14 protein-coding genes, 1 other RNA gene and 1 pseudogene are annotated in these 18349 nt (G+C 70.0%); 7 read left to right on the top strand and 9 right to left on the bottom strand.

What is annotated here, in order from left to right; translation table 11 throughout:
• Nucleotides 1–113: 113 nt before the first annotated feature.
• The 4 genes from ACFW2E_RS00720 to ACFW2E_RS00705 form a co-directional block, all read right to left on the bottom strand.
• Nucleotides 114–1334 (bottom strand): acyltransferase, encoded by a 1221-nt coding sequence (locus ACFW2E_RS00720; protein ID WP_384459198.1) that lies wholly within the window; start codon nucleotides 1332–1334, stop codon nucleotides 114–116.
• Nucleotides 1331–3532 (bottom strand): glycosyltransferase, encoded by a 2202-nt coding sequence (locus ACFW2E_RS00715; protein ID WP_384459195.1) that lies wholly within the window; start codon nucleotides 3530–3532, stop codon nucleotides 1331–1333. The genes ACFW2E_RS00720 and ACFW2E_RS00715 overlap by 4 nt, the downstream gene beginning before the upstream one ends.
• The gene (locus ACFW2E_RS00710; RefSeq protein WP_384459192.1) at nucleotides 3532–4611 is read right to left on the bottom strand and encodes a hypothetical protein; all 1080 of its coding nucleotides are present in this window, start codon (nucleotides 4609–4611) and stop codon (nucleotides 3532–3534) included. Before ACFW2E_RS00710 ends, ACFW2E_RS00715 begins: the two co-directional genes overlap by 1 nt.
• A 225-nt stretch (nucleotides 4612–4836) precedes the next feature.
• Nucleotides 4837–5808 carry a LysR family transcriptional regulator gene (locus ACFW2E_RS00705; RefSeq protein WP_384459189.1) on the bottom strand — a complete coding sequence of 324 codons (972 nt, stop codon included), beginning with the start codon at nucleotides 5806–5808 and terminating at the stop codon, nucleotides 4837–4839.
• 83 nt (nucleotides 5809–5891) lie between these two features.
• Between ACFW2E_RS00705 and ACFW2E_RS00700 the strand changes: the two genes are divergently transcribed.
• From ACFW2E_RS00700 to ACFW2E_RS00675, 6 genes are all read left to right on the top strand, one after another.
• Nucleotides 5892–7115 (top strand): MFS transporter, encoded by a 1224-nt coding sequence (locus tag ACFW2E_RS00700; protein ID WP_384459186.1) that lies wholly within the window; start codon nucleotides 5892–5894, stop codon nucleotides 7113–7115.
• Nucleotides 7116–7303: 188 nt separating this feature from the next.
• Nucleotides 7304–8596 carry an ABC transporter substrate-binding protein gene (locus ACFW2E_RS00695; RefSeq protein WP_384459183.1) on the top strand — a complete coding sequence of 431 codons (1293 nt, stop codon included), beginning with the start codon at nucleotides 7304–7306 and terminating at the stop codon, nucleotides 8594–8596.
• A complete protein-coding gene (locus ACFW2E_RS00690; RefSeq protein WP_384459180.1) occupies nucleotides 8593–9561 on the top strand; it encodes a carbohydrate ABC transporter permease in 969 nt (322 codons plus the stop codon). The genes ACFW2E_RS00695 and ACFW2E_RS00690 overlap by 4 nt, the downstream gene beginning before the upstream one ends.
• A complete protein-coding gene (locus tag ACFW2E_RS00685) occupies nucleotides 9558–10379 on the top strand; it encodes a carbohydrate ABC transporter permease (RefSeq protein ID WP_384459177.1) in 822 nt (273 codons plus the stop codon). Before ACFW2E_RS00690 ends, ACFW2E_RS00685 begins: the two co-directional genes overlap by 4 nt.
• An 11-nt stretch (nucleotides 10380–10390) precedes the next feature.
• Entirely contained in the window at nucleotides 10391–12646 is a 2256-nt protein-coding gene (gene yicI / locus ACFW2E_RS00680; protein WP_384459174.1) for an alpha-xylosidase, read from the top strand.
• Entirely contained in the window at nucleotides 12646–13656 is a 1011-nt protein-coding gene (locus tag ACFW2E_RS00675) for a LacI family DNA-binding transcriptional regulator (protein WP_384459171.1), read from the top strand. The genes yicI and ACFW2E_RS00675 overlap by 1 nt, the downstream gene beginning before the upstream one ends.
• Nucleotides 13657–13841: 185 nt before the next feature.
• On the opposite strand, the gene ssrA is transcribed toward ACFW2E_RS00675, so the two are convergent.
• The 5 genes and pseudogenes from ssrA to ftsE form a co-directional block, all read right to left on the bottom strand.
• Nucleotides 13842–14239, bottom strand: a transfer-messenger RNA (tmRNA) gene (gene ssrA / locus ACFW2E_RS00670).
• A 111-nt stretch (nucleotides 14240–14350) separates the two neighbouring features.
• Complete coding sequence (gene smpB, locus ACFW2E_RS00665; RefSeq protein WP_384459168.1) at nucleotides 14351–14893, bottom strand: SsrA-binding protein SmpB; 543 nt, start codon at nucleotides 14891–14893, stop codon at nucleotides 14351–14353.
• 70 nt (nucleotides 14894–14963) lie between these two features.
• Nucleotides 14964–16133, bottom strand: coding sequence for a S41 family peptidase (locus ACFW2E_RS00660; RefSeq protein ID WP_384459165.1), 1170 nt, complete (start codon nucleotides 16131–16133; stop codon nucleotides 14964–14966).
• A 67-nt stretch (nucleotides 16134–16200) separates the two neighbouring features.
• Nucleotides 16201–17118, bottom strand: coding sequence for a permease-like cell division protein FtsX (gene ftsX / locus ACFW2E_RS00655; RefSeq protein ID WP_384459162.1), 918 nt, complete (start codon nucleotides 17116–17118; stop codon nucleotides 16201–16203).
• A 32-nt stretch (nucleotides 17119–17150) separates the two neighbouring features.
• Nucleotides 17151–17839, bottom strand: a pseudogene (gene ftsE, locus ACFW2E_RS00650) (cell division ATP-binding protein FtsE).
• Nucleotides 17840–18064: 225 nt separating this feature from the next.
• Between ftsE and ACFW2E_RS00645 the strand changes: the two are divergent.
• Complete coding sequence (locus ACFW2E_RS00645; RefSeq protein ID WP_316753993.1) at nucleotides 18065–18256, top strand: hypothetical protein; 192 nt, start codon at nucleotides 18065–18067, stop codon at nucleotides 18254–18256.
• Nucleotides 18257–18349: the final 93 nt, after the last annotated feature.

Below are 18349 nucleotides of genomic sequence, written 5' to 3'. Positions count from 1 at the left end.
AATGCAACAGGCTAACTTCGTCTGGCGGTTGGCCCTTGCAAAGGTTCTGTGAAGCCGTCTCCGTACCGAGGCACCGACCGCCCGCGTCCCGGCTCCGATCGCAGCCGTGGGTACTACGCCCGCCGCCGCGCCCCCTTCTTCACCCCGTTCGGCCACAGCCGCGGGCTCCGCTTCGCCGCGATGTCCTCGATCCAGCCGAAGGCCAGGATGGTCAGGCCGATCAGGGGCCAGACCAGGAAGAACATCCAGAGCATGTAGGTGGTGTCCAGGGCCGAGACGGCGCGGTCGCTCTGCATGAACGGGAGGTTGTAGGCCTGGTCGATGATCGGCACCGTGGCCATGATCAGCATGTTGTGCCACAGGTAGACCGTCACCGCCCGGTTGTTGGACAGGGTGATCAGTCTGTCCCAGCGGCGCAGGCGGCCCGGCAGTTCCTGCCAGGACGGGGAGTACTGGAGCAGGATGACGACGAAACCGAAGGACCAGGTCGCCTGGGCGAGCGGGATGTCGTTCAGGTCCCAGCCGTCGGGGCCCAGATGGCCCGACGCCCACCACAGGCCGAACGCCATCAGCAGTGCCGAACAGGAGACGGCCGCGTAGCGGGGGATGCGGGCGAGCAGGCCCTCGTGGTGGGCGAAGCCCAGGACCCAGCAGCCGCCGTACACCGCGAAGTCGCTGACCGCGTTGCCCGTCTCGCCCGGGATCGACACCAGGCCCGTGCCGACGATGGCCGTCAGACCCAGAGGGGCGAGCAGTGTCGGCCACGGTGCCCTGCGGAAGGCCCGGAGGAGGAGAGGGGACGCGACCACGAACCAGAGGTACGCGCGCAGGTACCACAGCGGGCCCGCGGCCTGCACCGCCCAGGTGTCCTCCAGCAGGCCCGACTTCGATCCGATGTGCCAGGGGAACGGCGGGGCCCCGATGGGGATCACGTAGTCGATCAGCTTCAGCAGGCCCCAGGTGCCGCCGTTGTCCGGGTCCTTCACCGGGTTCCAGCCGCCCGCGAACATCAGCGCCAGCGCAATCGCGCTGAACGCCCACAGGGGCGGCAGCAGACGACGGACCCGGCCGCGGATCACGCTCGGCGCGGGGCGGTTCAGGGAACGCGCCATCAGGGAGCCCGCCAGGGCGAACATCACGCCCATGGAGGGGAACAGGACCGTGAGCCATGCCCAGCCGAAGAGGTGGTAGACCACTACTCGGACCAGGGCCGTCGAGCGCAGGAGGTCGAGATAGCGGTCCCGGCCGCCCGGCGGTTTCCTCGTGGCAGGGGGGACTGTGGGGACGTCGAGCGCGGGCTGCGGGGTCGTGTCCGTCGTGTATCCGTGGGTCATGCCACGGGCCTCCGATCACTGCTGCTCGTGCGGCTGCGCCGGCGCGGCACCGGGCCTCCCGGGGCCTCGACGACACCGCTGCGGCGCAGCTTCTGCCAGCGCAGACGGCCGCCGGTGAGTGCCGTGATCCAGGACTGGAGCAGCACGACGTACATGAGTTGGCGGTAGAGGATCTGCTGCAGGGGCAGCGAGATGAGGTGGGTCATGCGTTCGCGGTCCAGGCGGAAGGCGTACGCCGCGCACACGGCCTGGATCGCCAGGACGCCCAGCCAGGCCCCGATCGTCTTCTGCGTCGGGCCGAAGACCACGCCGTAGAGGAGGAACACGTCGATCAGGGGGGCCAGGAGCGGGGCCAGGACCATGAAGAGGGAGACCAGAGGGAGGCCCACCCGGCCGAAGCGGCCCGACGGGCCCTTCTCCACGATCGCGCGGCGGTGCTTCCAGATCGCCTGCATGGTGCCGTACGACCAGCGGTAGCGCTGGGACCAGAGCTGCTGGACGGACTCCGGGGCCTCGGTCCAGGCCCTCGCCTTCTCGGCGTAGACCACGCGCCAGCCGTCCCGGTGCATGGCCATGGTGATGTCGGTGTCCTCGGCCAGCGTGTCGTCGCTCACGCCGCCGACCCGCTCCAGGGCCGAGCGGCGGAACGCTCCCACGGCGCCGGGGATCGTGGGCATGCAGCGCAGGATGTCGTACATGCGGCGGTCGAGGTTGAAGCCCATCACGTATTCGATGTGCTGCCAGGCACCGATCAGGGAGTCACGGTTGCCGACCTTGGCGTTGCCGGCCACGGCGCCGACGCGGGGGTCGCCGAAGGGCTGCACCAGTTCGCCGGCCGTGGACGGCTCGAAGACCGTGTCGCCGTCCATCATCACGATCAGGTCGTGGCGGGCGTTCGCCAGACCGCGGTTGAGTGCGGCCGGCTTGCCCGCGTTCAGCTGGCGTACGACGCGGACGTCGGGAAGGTCCATGGCCTCCACGATCCGCGCGGTGCCGTCCGTCGAGCCGTCGTCGATGACGATGATCTCGACGGGGTGTTCGCTCGCCATCAGGGAGCGGACCGTGTTCTCGATGCACTTCGCCTCGTTGTACGCGGGCACCAGCACCGACACCGGCTCGGTGACCGGCGGCCCCCAGCTGAAGTCCTTGCGGCGCACCCGGCGCGCGTGGATGCCGGAGAGCAGCAGCATGAGGACGAAGCGGGAGATCACCAGGGCGCCGATCACCGCCAGGCCGACGACCAGCACGTCCGTGATGTCGTCCGAGGCCCGGACCAGGAAGATCCACGCCTTGCCCTTCCACAGGTCGAGCCCGGCGACCCGGGTGTGCGCGCTCGGCGCATGCAGGGCCTCGGTGAGGTTGTCGAACGTGTAGCCCTGGCTCTGCAGCATGGGCAGGAATCTGTCGAGCGCCTGGACCGTCTGGTGGCGGTCGCCGCCCGAGTCGTGCATCAGGACGATCGCGCCCTTGCCGCCGTGCGGGGTGGCCCGGCGGATGATCTCGTCGACGCCGGGCTTCTTCCAGTCCTCGCTGTCGGTGTTGTTGACGACGGTGATGTAGCCGCGGGTGCCGATGTACTCGGTCACCGGCCAGGACTTGTCGTCCATCGCGTCGGCGAAGGACGAGTACGGGGGGCGGAACAGCGAGGTGCGGATGCCCGCCGCGCCGGTGATCGCCAGCTGGTTCTGGGACAGCTCCCAGTCGATGCGCTTCTTGGACTGGTACGAGAGGTCGGGGTGGTTGAAGGTGTGCAGGCCGACCTCGTGGCCCTCGTCGACCATGCGCTTGACCAGCTCCGGGTAGCGCGAGGTCATGGTGCCGGTGACGAAGAAGACCGCGTGCGCGTGGTGCTTCTTGAGCACGTCCAGGACCTTGGGGGTCCAGGTCGGGTCGGGGCCGTCGTCGAAGGTGAGGACCAGCCGGTGCTCGGGCACCTTCAGGCTGGTGGTACGGCCGCTGCGGGTGTCGATGACCGGGCCGCCCTCCAGGATCTTCTCGGGCACCCTGTCGGTCGCGGCCTCGGGCCGGATGCGGTGGTCGGCGAGGATCTCGCTGTGCACGTAGCCGCGCAGCATCAGCATCGCCATCAGGGCGAGGAGGACGAGCAGGGGCAGCAGCAGGCGCATGCGCAGGCGACGGCGCCGGGAACCGTCACGGGCTCCGGGCGCGGCCTCGTGACGGCGGGTGCGGGATGCCATCAGAGGATGTGCTCCGGGGACAGGCGGGTCGGGGAGGTGGCCGGACCGCCGGGGTCCGCGGCGACGGGCGTCGGGGTGGCCGGGCCGTCGGCGACCGAGCCGGTACCGGTGGTGCCGCCGCCCGAGACCGGGGACTCCGTGGGATCGGCGGAGCCCTCGACGGGGCTGCTCGGGGCGGGCGGGGTGGAGGCCGGCTGGCTCGAGGGCTTGGCGGAGGGGGAGGAGCCGTGACCGCCGCCCGGACCGGCCGTGGTCTTCGTGGCCGTCGGCTCCGGGTCGGCGCTCCTGCCCGGCTCGGCGGAGTTCTTGCCGCTGCCGGACTCGGTGGCGCGCGCGTCCGGCGACGGGGCCGTGCCGTCGCCCGCCGTCGGGACGGTGCCGGTGCCCGGCGGGGCGCTGCCGCTGCCGGACGGCCGGGCGGCCGAGTCGGCGGGCAGCGGGGAGCCGTCGACCTGGCTGGCCGGCGTGTCGTCGTTCTGGCCCGGCACGGGCAGCCAGGGCGCGTCGGAACTGCCGGACAGCAGGGTGGCGACGATGACGACGGCGTAGACGGCGCAGGCGATGCCGACGAGCATGCCGAGCCGCCGGAACGTACGGCTGCGGCGGCCCGACTCGTCGACGAAGACCGGCCCGTCGGAGCCTTCCTGACCGCCAACGCGGGCGGCGCTCTCGGCCTGGCTCAGCTGTACGTCCCCGAACTGGGCGGCGTCGAGCTGGACCGTCACCTCGTGCGGGTCGTGCGTCGGATCACCGGCCGCTCCGGTGGCACCCGCTCCGGTGCGGGTTCCGGTCGCGGCGAACGCGTCACCGGATCCGGGGGCGGACTCGTCCCAGGGGTCGGAAATCAGTCCCGAGGGCTCGGAGAGGCGGCTCCCGGGCCCGGGCAGACGGCCACCCGAGCCGGACAGGCGGCGCCTGGACTCCGGGATGCGGATCTTGGACTCGGCGCCGAGAACGGCGCGGCCGCCCCGCGGGGCCTCGTTCTTCGCGAGGTCCCGGTCGCCGGCCGGACCTCGGTCCGGCCGAAAGGCATCGGTTCTTCCGGTTTCCGGAAAGACCTGGGTGTCTCCACCCGTCACCGGTATGTTCCCGGACGCGGATGAATTCTGATGCCATTCCGGTTGGGCGTCTTCTCGCCAGTTGTTCACGCGCGTACATCCCCCCACGGGACAGTTCTGGCGGCGCTCACGACTCCGAGCACACGTCGACCGAACCAGGCCCCCACCTGGCCCGAGCGCCCCCGGTACCACACCGTGCTCAGGCCATGAACGTAGCGCAGCCGAGGATCCGACGTCCGCGGTATGTCATTTGTGGGGATTCATAAAGGCCTCATCCGTGGCTGGAATCCACCCTCCGGTGGGCCGCGTGAGCCACCCCTCGGAGGTGGCGATCTCCGCCGCGGCCCGGCGAAGGGCATCGAACCCGGGATGGACCAGCCCCTTTCGCCACACGAGTGACACGGGCGACAACGGGACGGGCTCGACGAGCGGTCGCAGCACGGTCCGAGGCATGGCCGGAAAGTCCACCACGGCGAGGATCGGATGCCGGGTCTTCGCCATGATCCGCTCGAACTCCTCGTCCCCCACGGCCAGCGGGAGGGGCGAAGCCACTCGAATGCCACGCCCCTCGAACAGGCGATGTGCGAGGTCGGTCCACTCGGGGGTGCGGGGATTGCCGGCGCCGGCGTACACCGTCTCCCCGGCCAGCGCCGCCAGTGGCACGGCCTCCAGCGGGGCCAGTGGATGGTCGTCGGGCAGGACGACGGCCATCGGTTCGTACCGCACGGGCTGGTGCGCGAGACCGGCGCGCAGCGCGGGGGCCAGGCCCGCGACGCGGCCGAAGGAGGCGTCGAGGCGCCCGGCGAGCAGATCGGCCGCCGCTCCCGTCAGCCCGCTCTCGTAGCGGGCCATCAGCTCGTGCTCCGGCGCGAGCTCGCGGGCCCGGTGCAGCACACGGCGGCCGGTGGCCAGCCCCTGGGAATTCAGGTCCACGAGCAGGGGGCGGGCCTGCCCGAACGCGGCGAGCAGCTCGTCCTGCGCGGCGAGGACCCGGCGGGCGTACGGCAGCAGGCGCTCACCGTCGGCGGTCAGTGTCACCTGACGGGTGGTCCGCACGAACAGCTCGGCGGCCAGCTCCCGCTCCAGCCGCCGCACGTCCCGGCTGAGCGCCTGCTGGGCTATGTACAGGCGCGCGGCGGCCCGGGTGAAGTGAAGCTCCTCGGCGACGGTGACGAAGGCGCGCAGGAGGCGGGGGTCCAGATGGGCGGGGGTGGGCATCCGGCGAATTTACAACACGGGTGCGTCAATCGGTGGGGATCAGGTGTTGGACCCCTTGATCCACTCCGGGTGACGGTGGGGACATGCCTCGACTCGCCCTGCCCCGGCTCCCCCTGGCCCCGTACCGGCGCCTCTTCGCCCGTCCCGGCACCAGGGCCTTCACCGCCGGGAACCTGATCGCCCGCCTGCCCATGGGCATGTTCGGGGTGAGCGCGGTCGTCATGATCGCCGGGGCGCGGGGCTCGTACGCGCTGGCCGGCGCGGTCACCGCGACCGGACTGGCCGCCACGGCGCTGGCGGGGCCCTGGGTGGCGCGGCTCGTCGACCGCTACGGACAGGCCCGGGTCGCCGTGCCGGCCACGGTCGCCGCCGTGCTGGGCAGCCTGGCTCTGCTGCTGTGCGTGCGCCGGGGCGCCCCGGACTGGACCCTGTTCGCCGCGTACGCCGCCACCGCCACCACCCCCAACGTCGGCGGTCTGTCCCGTGCCCGCTGGGCCCATCTGCTGCGCGACGACCCCGGGGCCCTGCACACCGCGAACTCCTTCGAGCAGGCCGCCGACGAGCTGTGCTTCATGCTCGGCCCGGTCCTGGCGTCCTTCCTGACCGGGACGCTGTTCCCGGAGGCGGGCACGCTCGTGGGCGCCGCGCTGCTGCTGACCGGCATGTTCCTGTTCACCGCCCAGCGGGCCACCGAACCGCCGCCCAGGGCGCTCACGAGGGCGGCGTCACCGCTGCGCACTCCGGGCATCCCGCCGCTGCTGGCCTGCTTCGTGGCCACCGGCGCGGTGTTCGGCTCGATGGAGGTCGTCACGATCGCCTACGCGGACGCGCAGGGCCACCGCTCCGCGGCGGGTGCCGTGCTGGCGCTCCAGGCGGCGGGGTCCTGCGCTGCGGGCCTGATGTACGGGGCACTGAAGCCGGCCGGACCGCGGCTGTCCAGGTGTCTGCTCGCGATGACCGCGCTGATGTCCCTGCCGCTGCTGGCCGCGCGCACGACGGGCTCCCTCTGGGTGCTGGCCGCCGCCCTGCTCGCGGCGGGCATGGCGACGGCGCCGACGATGGTGACCGCGATGACCCTGGTGCAGCGGCGCACTCCCGAGGAGCGCCTGAACGAGGGCATGAGCCTGGTCGTCACCGGCCTGCTCACCGGCATAGCGTGCGGCTCGGCCGGGGGCGGCTTCCTGGCGGAGCACGCCTCCCCGGCGGCCGCCTTCGCGACACCGCTCGCGGCAGCGGCCGTGGCCCTGCTGATCAATTCGTCGACGACGGCGTTCCGTTCGACTCGTCGAACCGCTTGCGTGTCGTAGGCGCCGATTTCAGTCGCCCCCATTGACGTGCCCGCCGCCCACACCTACCTTCCCTCGTCGAAGCGCTTCGACGTCACGCATCGAACCGATTCGACGACCGGACGGACGACCGGCTCGCCGGCCGCCGCGTGACGACCGGATATCCAGCCCCGAGAACCATCCGACTCCGACTCCCCTGGAGGCACTGGATGCTGACGACACGAAGGCGCCTGGCGGCCGCGGCGGTGATCCTCTCCGGATCGCTGCTGATGACCGCCTGCGGCGGCTCGGACAGCGGCTCCTCCGACGGCACGACGCTCCGGCTCTGGCACTACGAGGGCCCGACCAGCGCGATGGGCGTCGCCTGGAACGAGGCGATCAAGGAGTTCGAGGCCGAACACCCGGGCGTGAAGGTGAAGTACGAGGAGAAGAGCTTCGAGCAGATCCAGAAGACGGCGCAGATGGTCCTGAACTCCTCCGACGCGCCCGACATCATGGAGTACAACAAGGGCAACGCGACGGCGGGTCTGCTCTCCCAGCAGGGCCTGCTCACCGATCTGACCGCCGAGGCGGCGAAACGCGGCTGGGACAAGAAGCTGAGCGCCGGTGTGCGCACGACCAGCCAGTACGACACCGACGGCGTGATGGGCTCCGGCAAGTGGTACGGAGTGCCCAACTACGCCGAGTACACGATGGTCTACTACAACAAGGACCTGTTCAGGAAGTACGGGATCGCCGAGCCGAAGTCGCTCGGCGATCTGACCGCCGCCATGGACGAGTTCGTACGGCACAAGGTCACCCCGCTGGCGAACGCGGGCGCCGAGTACATGGCCCAGCAGTATCTGTACCAGCTCGCCCTGTCCCGGGCGGACCGCTCCTGGGTCGACAAGTACGAGCTGTACAAGGGAAAGACCGACTTCCACGACCAGGCCTGGACCTACGCGGCCACCACCTTCGCCGACTGGGTGAAGAAGGGTTACATCGCCAGGACGTCCAGTGGCACCAAGGCCGAGGAGGCGGGCGTCTCCTTCATCCAGGGCAAGGCGCCCATCCTGTTCTCCGGCAGCTGGTGGTACGGACGCTTCCAGTCGGAGGCCAAGTTCGACTGGGGCACCTTCCTGTGGCCGGACTCGAACCTGGCCCCCGGCTCGGGCGGCAACCTCTGGGTGGTCCCCAAGAACTCCAGGAACAAGGAGCTGGCCTACGACTTCATCGACATCACCATGTCGAAGAAGATCCAGAACCTGCTGGGCAACAAGGGCGGAGTCCCGGTCGCCGCCGACGCGAACGCCATCACCGACCCCAGGTCCAAGGAGCTCATCGCCAACTTCAACACCCTGTCGGGCAGGGACGGCCTGGCCTTCTACCCGGACTGGCCGGTCGCCGGTTTCTACGACGTCCTCGTCTCCGAGACCCAGAAGCTGATCACGGGGAGCGAGAAGCCGGACGCCTATCTGAACGCCCTGCAGAAGGCGTACGACAAGGGTGCCAAGCGGCAATGACGGTGACCGTCGAACGCGACGGGCGGGTGACCGGAAAGCAGGACCGTGCCGGACGCCCGCCCCGCCGCCACCGCGACAGCTACGCGCTGTTCCTGCTCCCGGGGATCCTCGCCTTCCTGGCCGTCGTCATCGTCCCGTTCCTGATGAACACGGCCGTGAGCCTCACCGAGTGGCAGGGGGTGGGCAGCCCGAAGTGGACCGGGCTCGCCAACTACCGGGAGCTGATGGACGACTCCGAGTTCTGGGCGTCCTTCCGGCACAGCCTGTTCATGGTCGTCGCGATGGCGGCGATCCCCACGGCCCTCGGACTGGTTCTGGCCGCCGCGCTGTTCGACTTCGTCGGCAAGCACTTCGGCGCCCGGCTCGCGGCGGTCCTGCGCGCCTGCTTCTACCTCCCGCAGGTGCTGCCGATCGCGGTGGCGGGCATCGTCTGGAGCTGGATCCTGGCCCCGGGCAACGGCGCGCTCGACGCGCTCCTGAAGGCGGTGGGTCTCGGCTCCTGGCAGCAGGACTGGCTCGGCGACCCCGACATCGCGCTGTACAGCGTCATGGGCGTGATGGTCTGGGTGCAGATCGGCTTCCCGCTCGTCGTCTTCATGGCGGGTCTGCAACGCGTGGACCCGCAGCTGTACGAGGCGGCCGAGCTGGACGGGGCCGGCTGGTGGCGTCGCTTCCTGCACATCACGCTGCCGCAGATCCGTCCGGAGATCTATGTCGTCCTGACCTGGTGCACGATCGCCGCGCTGAAGGTGTTCGGCGCGGTCTACGTCCTGACGAAGGGCGGCCCCGGCGGCGCCACCGACGTCCCCTCCTACTTCTCCTTCACCACGTTCTTCGAGAAGACCCAGGTCGGCTACGGCTCCGCGATCTCCACCGTCCTCACCGTGATCATCCTCGCCCTCGCGCTCATCGGTCTGAAGCTCCAGACCCGGGCGGAGGACGCGGAGGAAGGCGCCCGGACATGACCCCGATACGACGCTACCCCGTCCTGGTGGCCCTGTGCCTGGCCGCCCTGTTCATGGTCGTCCCGTTCCTGATCGTCGCGGTGAACGCGGTCAAGTCGCCCGCGGAGTACTCCCAGAACGGCCCGCTGAGCCTGCCCAGGGGCCTCTACCTGGACGGCCTGAAGGACTTCTGGCAGCGCGTCGACTACAGCCAGAAGCTCGTCAACTCGGTCCTGATCAGCGGCTCGGTGGCCGTGCTCGCGGTCGTGCTGTCGGTGCTGAACGCGTACGCGATCGGCATCGGCCGGATCAGGGGCCGCGCCTGGGTGCTGGCCTTCTTCGTCCTGGCGAACATGCTGCCGCAGGAGGCGCTGGTCTACCCGGTCTACTACCTGAGCAAGCAGGCGGGCCTGTACGACACCAGGCTCAGCGTGATCATCGTGTTCACGGTGATCCAGGCGGCCTTCGGCACCTACCTGCTGTCCTCCGTGCTGGGGCAGTTCCCCCGCGAGATCATCGAGGCGGCCCGGATCGACGGCGCGAACAAGTGGCAGGTCCTGTGGCGGATCGTGGTCCCCGTCAGCCGGCCCACTCTCGGCGTGCTCCTGGTCTTCTTCTTCATCTGGACCTGGAACGAGTTCCTGCTCCCGCTGGTCATGCTGATCTCCAACGACAACCAGACCGTGTCGGTGGCCCTCGGCGTCCTCCAGGGCCAGCGCCTGATGGACGCCACGATGACGAACGCTGCGGCCCTCCTCGGCGTGCTCCCGGCCATCGTCTTCTTCCTCGTCTTCCAGCGGACGCTGACCCGCGGCATCGCCGTGGGCGCGGTCAAGTAAGGGGAGCCCACGTGAAGTTCACCGACGGCTACTGGCTGCTGCGCGACGGCGTCACCGCGGCCCACCCGGTCGAGGTCCTCGATGTCAGCGCCGAGGACGGCGTGCTGGAGATCCACGCGCCGACCCGGCCCATCCGCCACCGCGGCGACCTGCTGAAGGGACCGGTCGTGACGATCAGCGCGCACGCCCCGATGCCCGACGTCATCGGCGTCACCTTCACCCACTTCGAGGGCGAGCAGCCGCGGGGCCCGGAGTTCGAGGTCGCGGAGGAAGGGGTCGCGCCGCAGGTCTCGTACGACGACGAGACCGCGACCCTCACCTCCGGCGCACTGTCCCTGAAGATCGCCCGCACGGGCCCCTGGCACCTCGAGTTCCTCGCGGGGGGCCGCACGCTCACCTCCAGCGGTCCCAAGGGCATGGGCATCATGCGGGACGCCGAGGGGGGTCACTACCTGCGGGAGCAGCTGGCGCTGCGGGTCGGCACGTCCGTCTACGGCCTCGGCGAGCGCTTCGGCCCGCTGGTCAGGAACGGCCAGGTCGTCGACATCTGGAACGCCGACGGCGGCACGGCAACCGAGCAGGCCTACAAGAACGTGCCCTTCTATCTGACGGACGCGGGCTACGGCGTCTTCGTCGACCATCCGGGCAAGGTGTCCTTCGAGGTCGGTTCGGAGGCCGTCTCACGGGTCCAGTTCAGCGTCGAGTCACAGCAGTTGACGTACTACGTGATCCACGGGCCGTCTCCGAAGGAGATCCTGCGCAAGTACACCGCCCTCACCGGGCGTCCGGCCCTGCCGCCCGCCTGGTCGTTCGGCCTGTGGCTGTCGACGTCCTTCACCACCTCCTACGACGAGGAGACGGTCACCTCCTTCATCGAGGGCATGCGGGAGCGTGAACTGCCGCTGTCCGTCTTCCACTTCGACTGCTTCTGGATGCGGGAGTTCAACTGGTGCGACTTCCGGTGGGACCCGCGCGTCTTCCCGGACCCGGAGGGGATGCTGGCCCGGCTGAAGGCGAGGGGTCTCCACGTCAGCGTCTGGATCAACCCGTACATCGCTCAGCGCTCGCCCCTGTTCGCCGAGGGAAAGGAGCTCGGGCACCTGCTGCGGCGGCCGGACGGCAGCGTCTGGCAGTGGGACCTGTGGCAGCCGGGCATGGCACTGGTCGACTTCACCAGCCCGGCCGCCCGCGACTGGTACGCCTCGAAGCTGGAGGCGCTGCTCGCGCAGGGCGTGGACTGCTTCAAGACCGACTTCGGGGAGCGAGTGCCCGTCGACGTGGCATGGGCCGACGGCTCCGATCCCGAGCGGATGCACAACTACTACACCCACCTCTACAACCGCACCGTGTTCGACGTGCTGCGCAAGCACCGGGGCGAAGGCGAGGCCGTCGTGTTCGCGCGGTCGGCGACCAGCGGCAGCCAGCGGTTCCCCGTGCACTGGGGCGGCGACTGCGAGGCGACGTACGAGTCGATGGCCGAGTCGCTGCGGGGCGGGCTGTCGCTCGGCCTGTCCGGGTTCGGCTTCTGGAGCCATGACATCGGCGGCTTCGAGGGGACGCCGACACCTGCGCTGTTCAAGCGGTGGCTGGCCTTCGGTCTGCTGTCCTCGCACAGTCGGCTGCACGGATCCTCGTCGTACCGCGTCCCGTGGCTCTTCGACGAGGAGTCCGTGGACGTGCTCCGGCTGTTCACCCGGCTGAAGCTGAGCCTGATGCCCTACCTGTACGAAGCCGCCCGCGCCGCCCGCGCCGAGGGTACACCGGTGATGCGGGCCATGGTCCTGGAGTTCCCGGACGACCCCGGGTGCGCGCATCTGGAGCGGCAGTACATGCTCGGGCCGGACCTGCTGGTCGCGCCCGTGTTCAGCGACGAGGGGGACGTCACCTATTACGTGCCCGAGGGGACCTGGACCCACTTCCTGAGCGGGCGGACCGTGACCGGGCCGCGCTGGGTACGCGAGCGCCACGGGTTCTCCAGCGTGCCGCTCCTCGTCCGGCCGGGGGCGGTGGTTCCGGTGGGGGCGGTGGCGGACCGGCCCGACTATCCGTACGCGGACGGGGTGACCCTGCGGGCGTACGGGCTGGAGCGGGGCGCCCGGGTGACCGTGCCGGTCGGGGAGGTGACCTTCACCGTCGTACGCGAGGGGGACACACTGCGGGCCTCCTGCGCGGACCCGTCCGCGCCGTGGGCGCTGGCGGCCGGGGAGCGCATCGCACGGGCGCGGGCCGGGACCGGCTTCCTCACGCTGGAGCTGGAGCAGCAGTGATGGTGAAGATCACCGATGTGGCCCGGCACGCCGGGGTCTCCCCCAGCACGGTCTCCTACGCCCTGAGCGGCAAGCGCCCGATCTCGGAGGAGACCCGGCAGCGCATCGAGGCGTCCATCCGCGAGCTGGGCTACCGGCCGCACGCCGGCGCGCGGGCCCTGGCGAGCAGCCGCTCGAACGTGCTGGCGCTGGTGATCCCCCTGCGGACCGGCATCCACGTGCCGGTCGTCATGCAGTTCGCGGTGTCGGTCGTGACCACCGCCCGCCGTCACGACCACGACGTGCTGCTGCTCACCCAGGAGGAGGGCGAGGAGGGGCTGCGGCGGGTGGCGGACACGGCGCTGGTGGACGGGCTGATCGTGATGGACGTACAACTCCGCGATCCCCGGCTGCCGTTGCTGCGCTCGCTGGAGCGGCCGTCCGTGATGATCGGGTTCCCGCTGGAGCCGGACGGCCTGACCTGCGTCGACCTGGACTTCAAGGCGGCCGGTGAACTGTGCGTGGAGCGCCTGGCGGGGCTCGGCCACCGGGTCGTGGCGCTCATCGGGTCGCCGCCCGAGGTGTACGTACGGGAGACGGCGTTCGCCCAGCGGGTGGTCCAGGGCTTCACGGCCGCCGCCGCCCGCAACGGGCTCGCCTCCTCCGTCCACCCCTGCGAGGCCACTCCCGCCGCCGCCCGCCGGATCGCCGAGCAGCTGCTGCGCGAGCAGCCCGCGCTGACCGGGGTCGTCGTGCACAACGAGGCGGTCCTGGAGCCGCTGATCGAGACCTTCGAGCACCTCGGGCTGCGGGTCCCCGCCGACCTTTCGGTCACCGCGATCTGCCCCGGCGAACTCGCCGCCGCCCTCCGCGTCCCCGTCACCACGGTCGCCCTGCCCTCCGCCGAGCTCGGCGGGCGGGCGGTGGAGCTGCTGATTGCCGGGCTGGGCGGCACGGAGGTACCCGGGGCGACGCTGCTCGCGCCCCGGCTCACGGAGCGCGCGAGCACCGCACCCCGCAACGCTCCCTGAAGTCCCGTCCGCGCGGCCGACGAGCCCGAGGACAGGGTACGGCCGTGGCGGCGGCGTCGGACGGGTCGGATCGCCGTACGACTGGACGCCAAGGGTGTGCGCCCGTCGGCTTTCACGCTGAGCCGGCCACGAGAACGACAAAGGCCCCGGCGCTCCAGAGCGTCGGGGCCTCGGCCACATGGGATGAGTGGAGATGGCGGGAATCGAACCCGCGTCCAACGGTGCGGAACCAGGGCTTCTCCGTGTGCAGTTCGCTGTGATTTTCTCGGCCCCGGCGATCACGCGAACAAGTCGCCGACGGGCCCAGTCACTGTTGGATTTCCCTCTTCACCCCGTGACCGAGATCAAGGTTTAGTCCCCTAGCTGATGCCAGGATCCGGGTCGGGAACACCCCCGGGCTGACACTCCCATTAGTGAGAGTTTCGCGAGTCGCTACTTAATCAGGCAGCGAGAGCAAAACGCTCGGGAGAATCGCTCTTAACAGTGGCGATTATTTTTTTCGGCCTGTGGTTTACGAGATCATGGCCGCTTCCTCGACACGCTTCCCCTGCTTCGACAGCCGCTGTCGAAACCGATCATCCCCATGTTGATTTTTCAATGAGCCCACCGGGTGTTCGCCCGGTGTTGGTGTCATCGTACGTGACCAACGCACGCGGATGCCACCGTATTCCCCCCGCTGTCGGGCGCCCTGCCGTCAGCCGCCCCGCTGCCTGCGCTTCGCCGCCGCGATGGCGCGCCCCGCCTCCCGGCGGTCCTGCTGCTCGCGGAGCGTCTGCCGCTTGTCGTACTCCTTCTTGCCTCGCGCGAGGGCGATCTCGGCCTTCGCGCGGCCGTCCTTGAAGTACAGGGCGAGGGGCACGATCGTGTGACCCGTCTCCTGGGCCTTGACCTGCAGCTTGTCGATCTCCTCCCGGTGCAGCAGCAGCTTGCGCTTGCGGCGCACCGAGTGGTTGGTCCAGGTGCCCTGGCTGTACTCGGGGATGTGGGCGTTGTGCAGCCACGCCTCGTTCCCGTCGATCTGCACGAAGCCGTCGACCAGCGAGGCCCGGCCCTGCCGCAGCGACTTCACCTCGGTGCCGCTCAGGACGAGACCCGCCTCGTAGGTGTCGATGATGGCGTAGTCGTGCCGGGCCTTCTTGTTCTGCGCGACGATCTTGCGCTTGCCGCCCTTCTCGCCGTCCCTGGCTTTGGCGGCCGTCCCCTGCTGCTTCTGCTGGGACTCTTTCGGTACGTACATTCCCTTGCTCATAGTGCCGTCCATTTTCGCACTACGGAGGGGGTGTGAGGGAAGCCGATTTGACCCGGGGCTACGGCGGATCGCCCAGACCGCTGAGGACGGTCTCCGCCCGCTCCAGCGGTTCGGCGCCGGACTCCAGGTCGGGGGTGATGCCCCGGCCGTCGACGGCGTGGCCGGAGGGGGTGCGGTAGTGGCCGACGGTCAGCTCGGCGACGGAGCCGTCCGGGAGCCGGGTCGGCATCTGGATCGAGCCCTTGCCGAAGGTGCGGGAGCCCACGACGACCGCGCGGCCGCGGTCCTGGAGGGCGCCGGTGAGCATCTCGGCCGCGCTCATCGTCCCGCCGTCGACGAGCGCGACCAGGGGTCTGGCGGTGTCGCCGCCGGCATCGGCGTGCATGGCGCGCTGCTCGCCCTCGACGTCGTAGGTGGCGACCAGGCCGCCGTCGAGGAAGGCGGAGGCGGCGGTGACGGCCTCGGTGACCAGGCCGCCGGAGTTGCCGCGCAGGTCGAGGATGATCCCGGCGCCGGCCGGGGCCTGCCGTACGGCGGTGCGGACGACATCGCCGGACCCCTTGGTGAAGGCGGCGATCCTGATGACGGTGGCGCCGCCGGGGAGCCTGCGGACGGTGACGGAGTCGGTGGACAGGCGGGCCCGGTGCAGTGTCCGGCTCCAAGAGCGCGTGCCGCGTTCCAGGCCTAGGCGGACGGCGGTGCCCGCGGCGGCGTCCTGGGCGTCACCGCGCAGTAAGGAGACGACCTCCGTGACGGGACGGCCGTCGACTCTCTCGCCGTCGACGCTGCGCAGCCGGTCGCCCCTGCGGATCCCCGCGGTGGACGCGGGCGACCCGGACTGCACCCGGGTCACCTCGATACGTCCGTCGCGCTCGCGCCTCGCCCACAGGCCGACGCCGGTGTACTCGCCGTCGAGGGCCTCCTGGAACTCCTCGTACTCGCCCTCGGAGTAGACCGCACCCCAGCGGTCCCCGCTGCGGCTCACGGCCCGCTCGGCGGCCTCCATGGGGGACTTGCCGTCGGCCGCGGCGTCGGCCGCGGCCTTCTCCACGGCGTCGTGGCGGGTGGCAGCACGGGCCGCGCCCCGCGCGGTCGCGCGGTCCGGGTGGCCGGAGTCCGGGAAGGAACCGGTCGCGGCGCCGGTGACCAGTACACCGGCGAAGACCAATGTCAGAGCCGCCCCGCGGCCGACGCGGCGGGGCTGACAGAACAGGTCACGGCCTGACATGCGGGTGAGTCTAGGACAACGCGAAGGGCCGCACGGTCCGTTGACCGTACGGCCCTCTTGGCATGCGTCACACCTTCAGGTACTTGCGCAGAGCGAAGAACGCGGCAAGCGCGGGCATCAGCACACTTGTGGCGAGGATCAGCGGGAGCTTGGTCAACACGGCGTCCCAGCCGACGAAGTTGATCAGGTTGAGCTTCGAGGACAGGGCCATGCCGTGGTCGATGGTGAAGTAGCGCCCCACCACCAGGAAGACGCAGGCCAGACCGCCGCCGATGAGACCGGCGACCGCGGCCTCCATGATGAACGGCGCCTGGATGTAGAAGCCGGAGGCCCCGACCAGCCGCATGATCCCGGTCTCACGCCTACGGCTGAACGCCGAGACACGCACCGTGTTGACGATCAGCAGCAGCGCGACGACCAGCATGAGCGCCATCACACCGAGCGCCGCCCGGTTCATCAGGTTCAGCAGCCCGAAGAGGTTGTCCAGGATCCCCTTCTGGTCCTGTACCGACTGCACACCGTCACGCCCGTCGAAGGCGGTCGCGATCACCTGGTACTTCTGCGGGTCCTTGAGCTTGATCCGGTACGACTCCTGCATCTGGTCCGGCGTGAGGGAGCTGGCCAGCGGGGAGTCGCCGAACTGCTCCTTGTAGTGCTTATAAGCCTGGTCCTGCGACTCGTAGGAGATCTTCTCGACGACCGACATCTTGTGCAGGTCGCCGAGGATCTGCTTCTTCTGGTCCTCGGTCACCGCGCCCTTGGCGCAGTTGGGGTCCGACTCGGCGTCGCTCTTGTTGCAGAGGAAGATCGAGACGTTGACCTTGTCGTACCAGTAGCCCTTCATCGTGCTCACCTGGTCGCTCATCAGCAGCGAACCGCCGAACAGGGCCAGGGACAGGGCGACGGAGACGATGACGGCGAAGGTCATCGTCAGATTGCGGCGGAGACCGACACCGATCTCCGACAGAACGAACTGGGCGCGCATGGCGTCTGGTTAAGCCTTTCCGTCGTGGATCGTCAGTGCTGGTAGCCGTAGACGCCGCGGGCCTGGTCGCGGACGAGGCGGCCCTTCTCCAGCTCGATGACGCGCTTGCGCATCTGGTCCACGATGTTCTGGTCGTGCGTCGCCATCACCACGGTGGTGCCCGTCCGGTTGATCCGGTCGAGCAGTTTCATGATGCCGACGGAGGTCTGCGGGTCGAGGTTGCCGGTGGGCTCGTCGGCGATCAGCAGCTTGGGCCGGTTGAGAAGGCCCGCGCGATGGCGACGCGCTGCTGCTCACCGCCGGACAGCTCGCCCGGCATGCGCTCCTCCTTGCCGCCGAGCCCGACGAGGTCGAGCACCTGGGGCACGGACTTGCGGATCTCGCCGCGGGACTTGCCGATCACCTCCTGCGCGAAGGCCACGTTCTCGGCGACCGTCTTGTTGGGCAGGAGCCGGAAGTCCTGGAACACGGTCCCCAGCTGGCGGCGCATCTGCGGCACCTTCCAGTTGGAGAGGCGGGCGAGGTCCTTGCCCAGCACGTGCACCTGTCCGTGGCTGCACCGCTCCTCGCGGAGGATCAGCCGCAGGAAGGTGGACTTTCCGGAGCCGGAGGACCCCACGAGGAAGACGAACTCGCCCTTCTCCACTTCCAGGGACACATCCCTGAGTGCGGGGCGGGTCTGCTTGGGGTAGACCTTGGAGACGTTGTCGAATCGGATCACGGATGCACCACGGGTCGCCGGGGGTAGATGAGCGTGACCATACGCGAACCAGGTGCGCGAGTGCAGTCGCCAGTCAGGGTTGCGTGAGGGTTGTGCGCTTTTGTGCCGGGCAGCAGTCCCCGGACGACCGCGCCCTTTCCTTTGGAACCTGGCACAGTGGAGGGGGAACGTTCTCGTTCCGGGAAGCGTTGTGTATGTGATGGCCGGTGCAAGGAGGGCGAGCGCATGACGTACGACCGGTTGGTGTGCGCGAACTGCGCGGCGCCCGTGAACGAGGGCCGGTGCCCCGTGTGCCGCGCCAACCGCGAGCGGCTGCAGCAGGAGAACTTCCTCGCGGGCCTTAACCCGATGGCGCTGATCGCGCTGCTCGCGGTGCTGATCGCCGCGGTGGCGCTGCTGGCACACCAGACCGCGTAGGACCGCCACAGAACGGCCGAATTGGGCCGCGGGCGGTAGACCAGCGGCGCAGCGCCCGCGAACGCTGTATGTAGAAGAGAGCGCGCCCGCGCT

Origin of the sequence: Streptomyces sp. NPDC058964 (assembly GCF_042741275.1) — a bacterium.
Taxonomy (GTDB): domain Bacteria; phylum Actinomycetota; class Actinomycetes; order Streptomycetales; family Streptomycetaceae; genus Streptomyces.
Note: the sequence above shows the minus strand (reverse complement) of the source record. Positions and strands in the feature narration are given on the sequence as shown.

What these genes read in the sequence shown, in the direction of transcription:
- smpB (WP_384459168.1), bottom strand. Translation starts at nt 14,893, where the DNA reads ATGTACGTACCGAAAGAGTCCCAGCAGAAGCAGCAGGGGACGGCCGCC.
- ACFW2E_RS00720 (WP_384459198.1), bottom strand. Translation starts at nt 1,334, where the DNA reads ATGACCCACGGATACACGACGGACACGACCCCGCAGCCCGCGCTCGAC.
- ACFW2E_RS00695 (WP_384459183.1), top strand. Translation starts at nt 7,304, where the DNA reads ATGCTGACGACACGAAGGCGCCTGGCGGCCGCGGCGGTGATCCTCTCC.
- ACFW2E_RS00700 (WP_384459186.1), top strand. Translation starts at nt 5,892, where the DNA reads ATGCCTCGACTCGCCCTGCCCCGGCTCCCCCTGGCCCCGTACCGGCGC.
- ACFW2E_RS00675 (WP_384459171.1), top strand. Translation starts at nt 12,646, where the DNA reads ATGGTGAAGATCACCGATGTGGCCCGGCACGCCGGGGTCTCCCCCAGC.
- ACFW2E_RS00690 (WP_384459180.1), top strand. Translation starts at nt 8,593, where the DNA reads ATGACGGTGACCGTCGAACGCGACGGGCGGGTGACCGGAAAGCAGGAC.
- ftsX (WP_384459162.1), bottom strand. Translation starts at nt 17,118, where the DNA reads ATGCGCGCCCAGTTCGTTCTGTCGGAGATCGGTGTCGGTCTCCGCCGC.
- ACFW2E_RS00715 (WP_384459195.1), bottom strand. Translation starts at nt 3,532, where the DNA reads ATGGCATCCCGCACCCGCCGTCACGAGGCCGCGCCCGGAGCCCGTGAC.
- ACFW2E_RS00645 (WP_316753993.1), top strand. Translation starts at nt 18,065, where the DNA reads ATGACGTACGACCGGTTGGTGTGCGCGAACTGCGCGGCGCCCGTGAAC.
- ACFW2E_RS00660 (WP_384459165.1), bottom strand. Translation starts at nt 16,133, where the DNA reads ATGTCAGGCCGTGACCTGTTCTGTCAGCCCCGCCGCGTCGGCCGCGGG.
- ACFW2E_RS00705 (WP_384459189.1), bottom strand. Translation starts at nt 5,808, where the DNA reads ATGCCCACCCCCGCCCATCTGGACCCCCGCCTCCTGCGCGCCTTCGTC.
- ACFW2E_RS00685 (WP_384459177.1), top strand. Translation starts at nt 9,558, where the DNA reads ATGACCCCGATACGACGCTACCCCGTCCTGGTGGCCCTGTGCCTGGCC.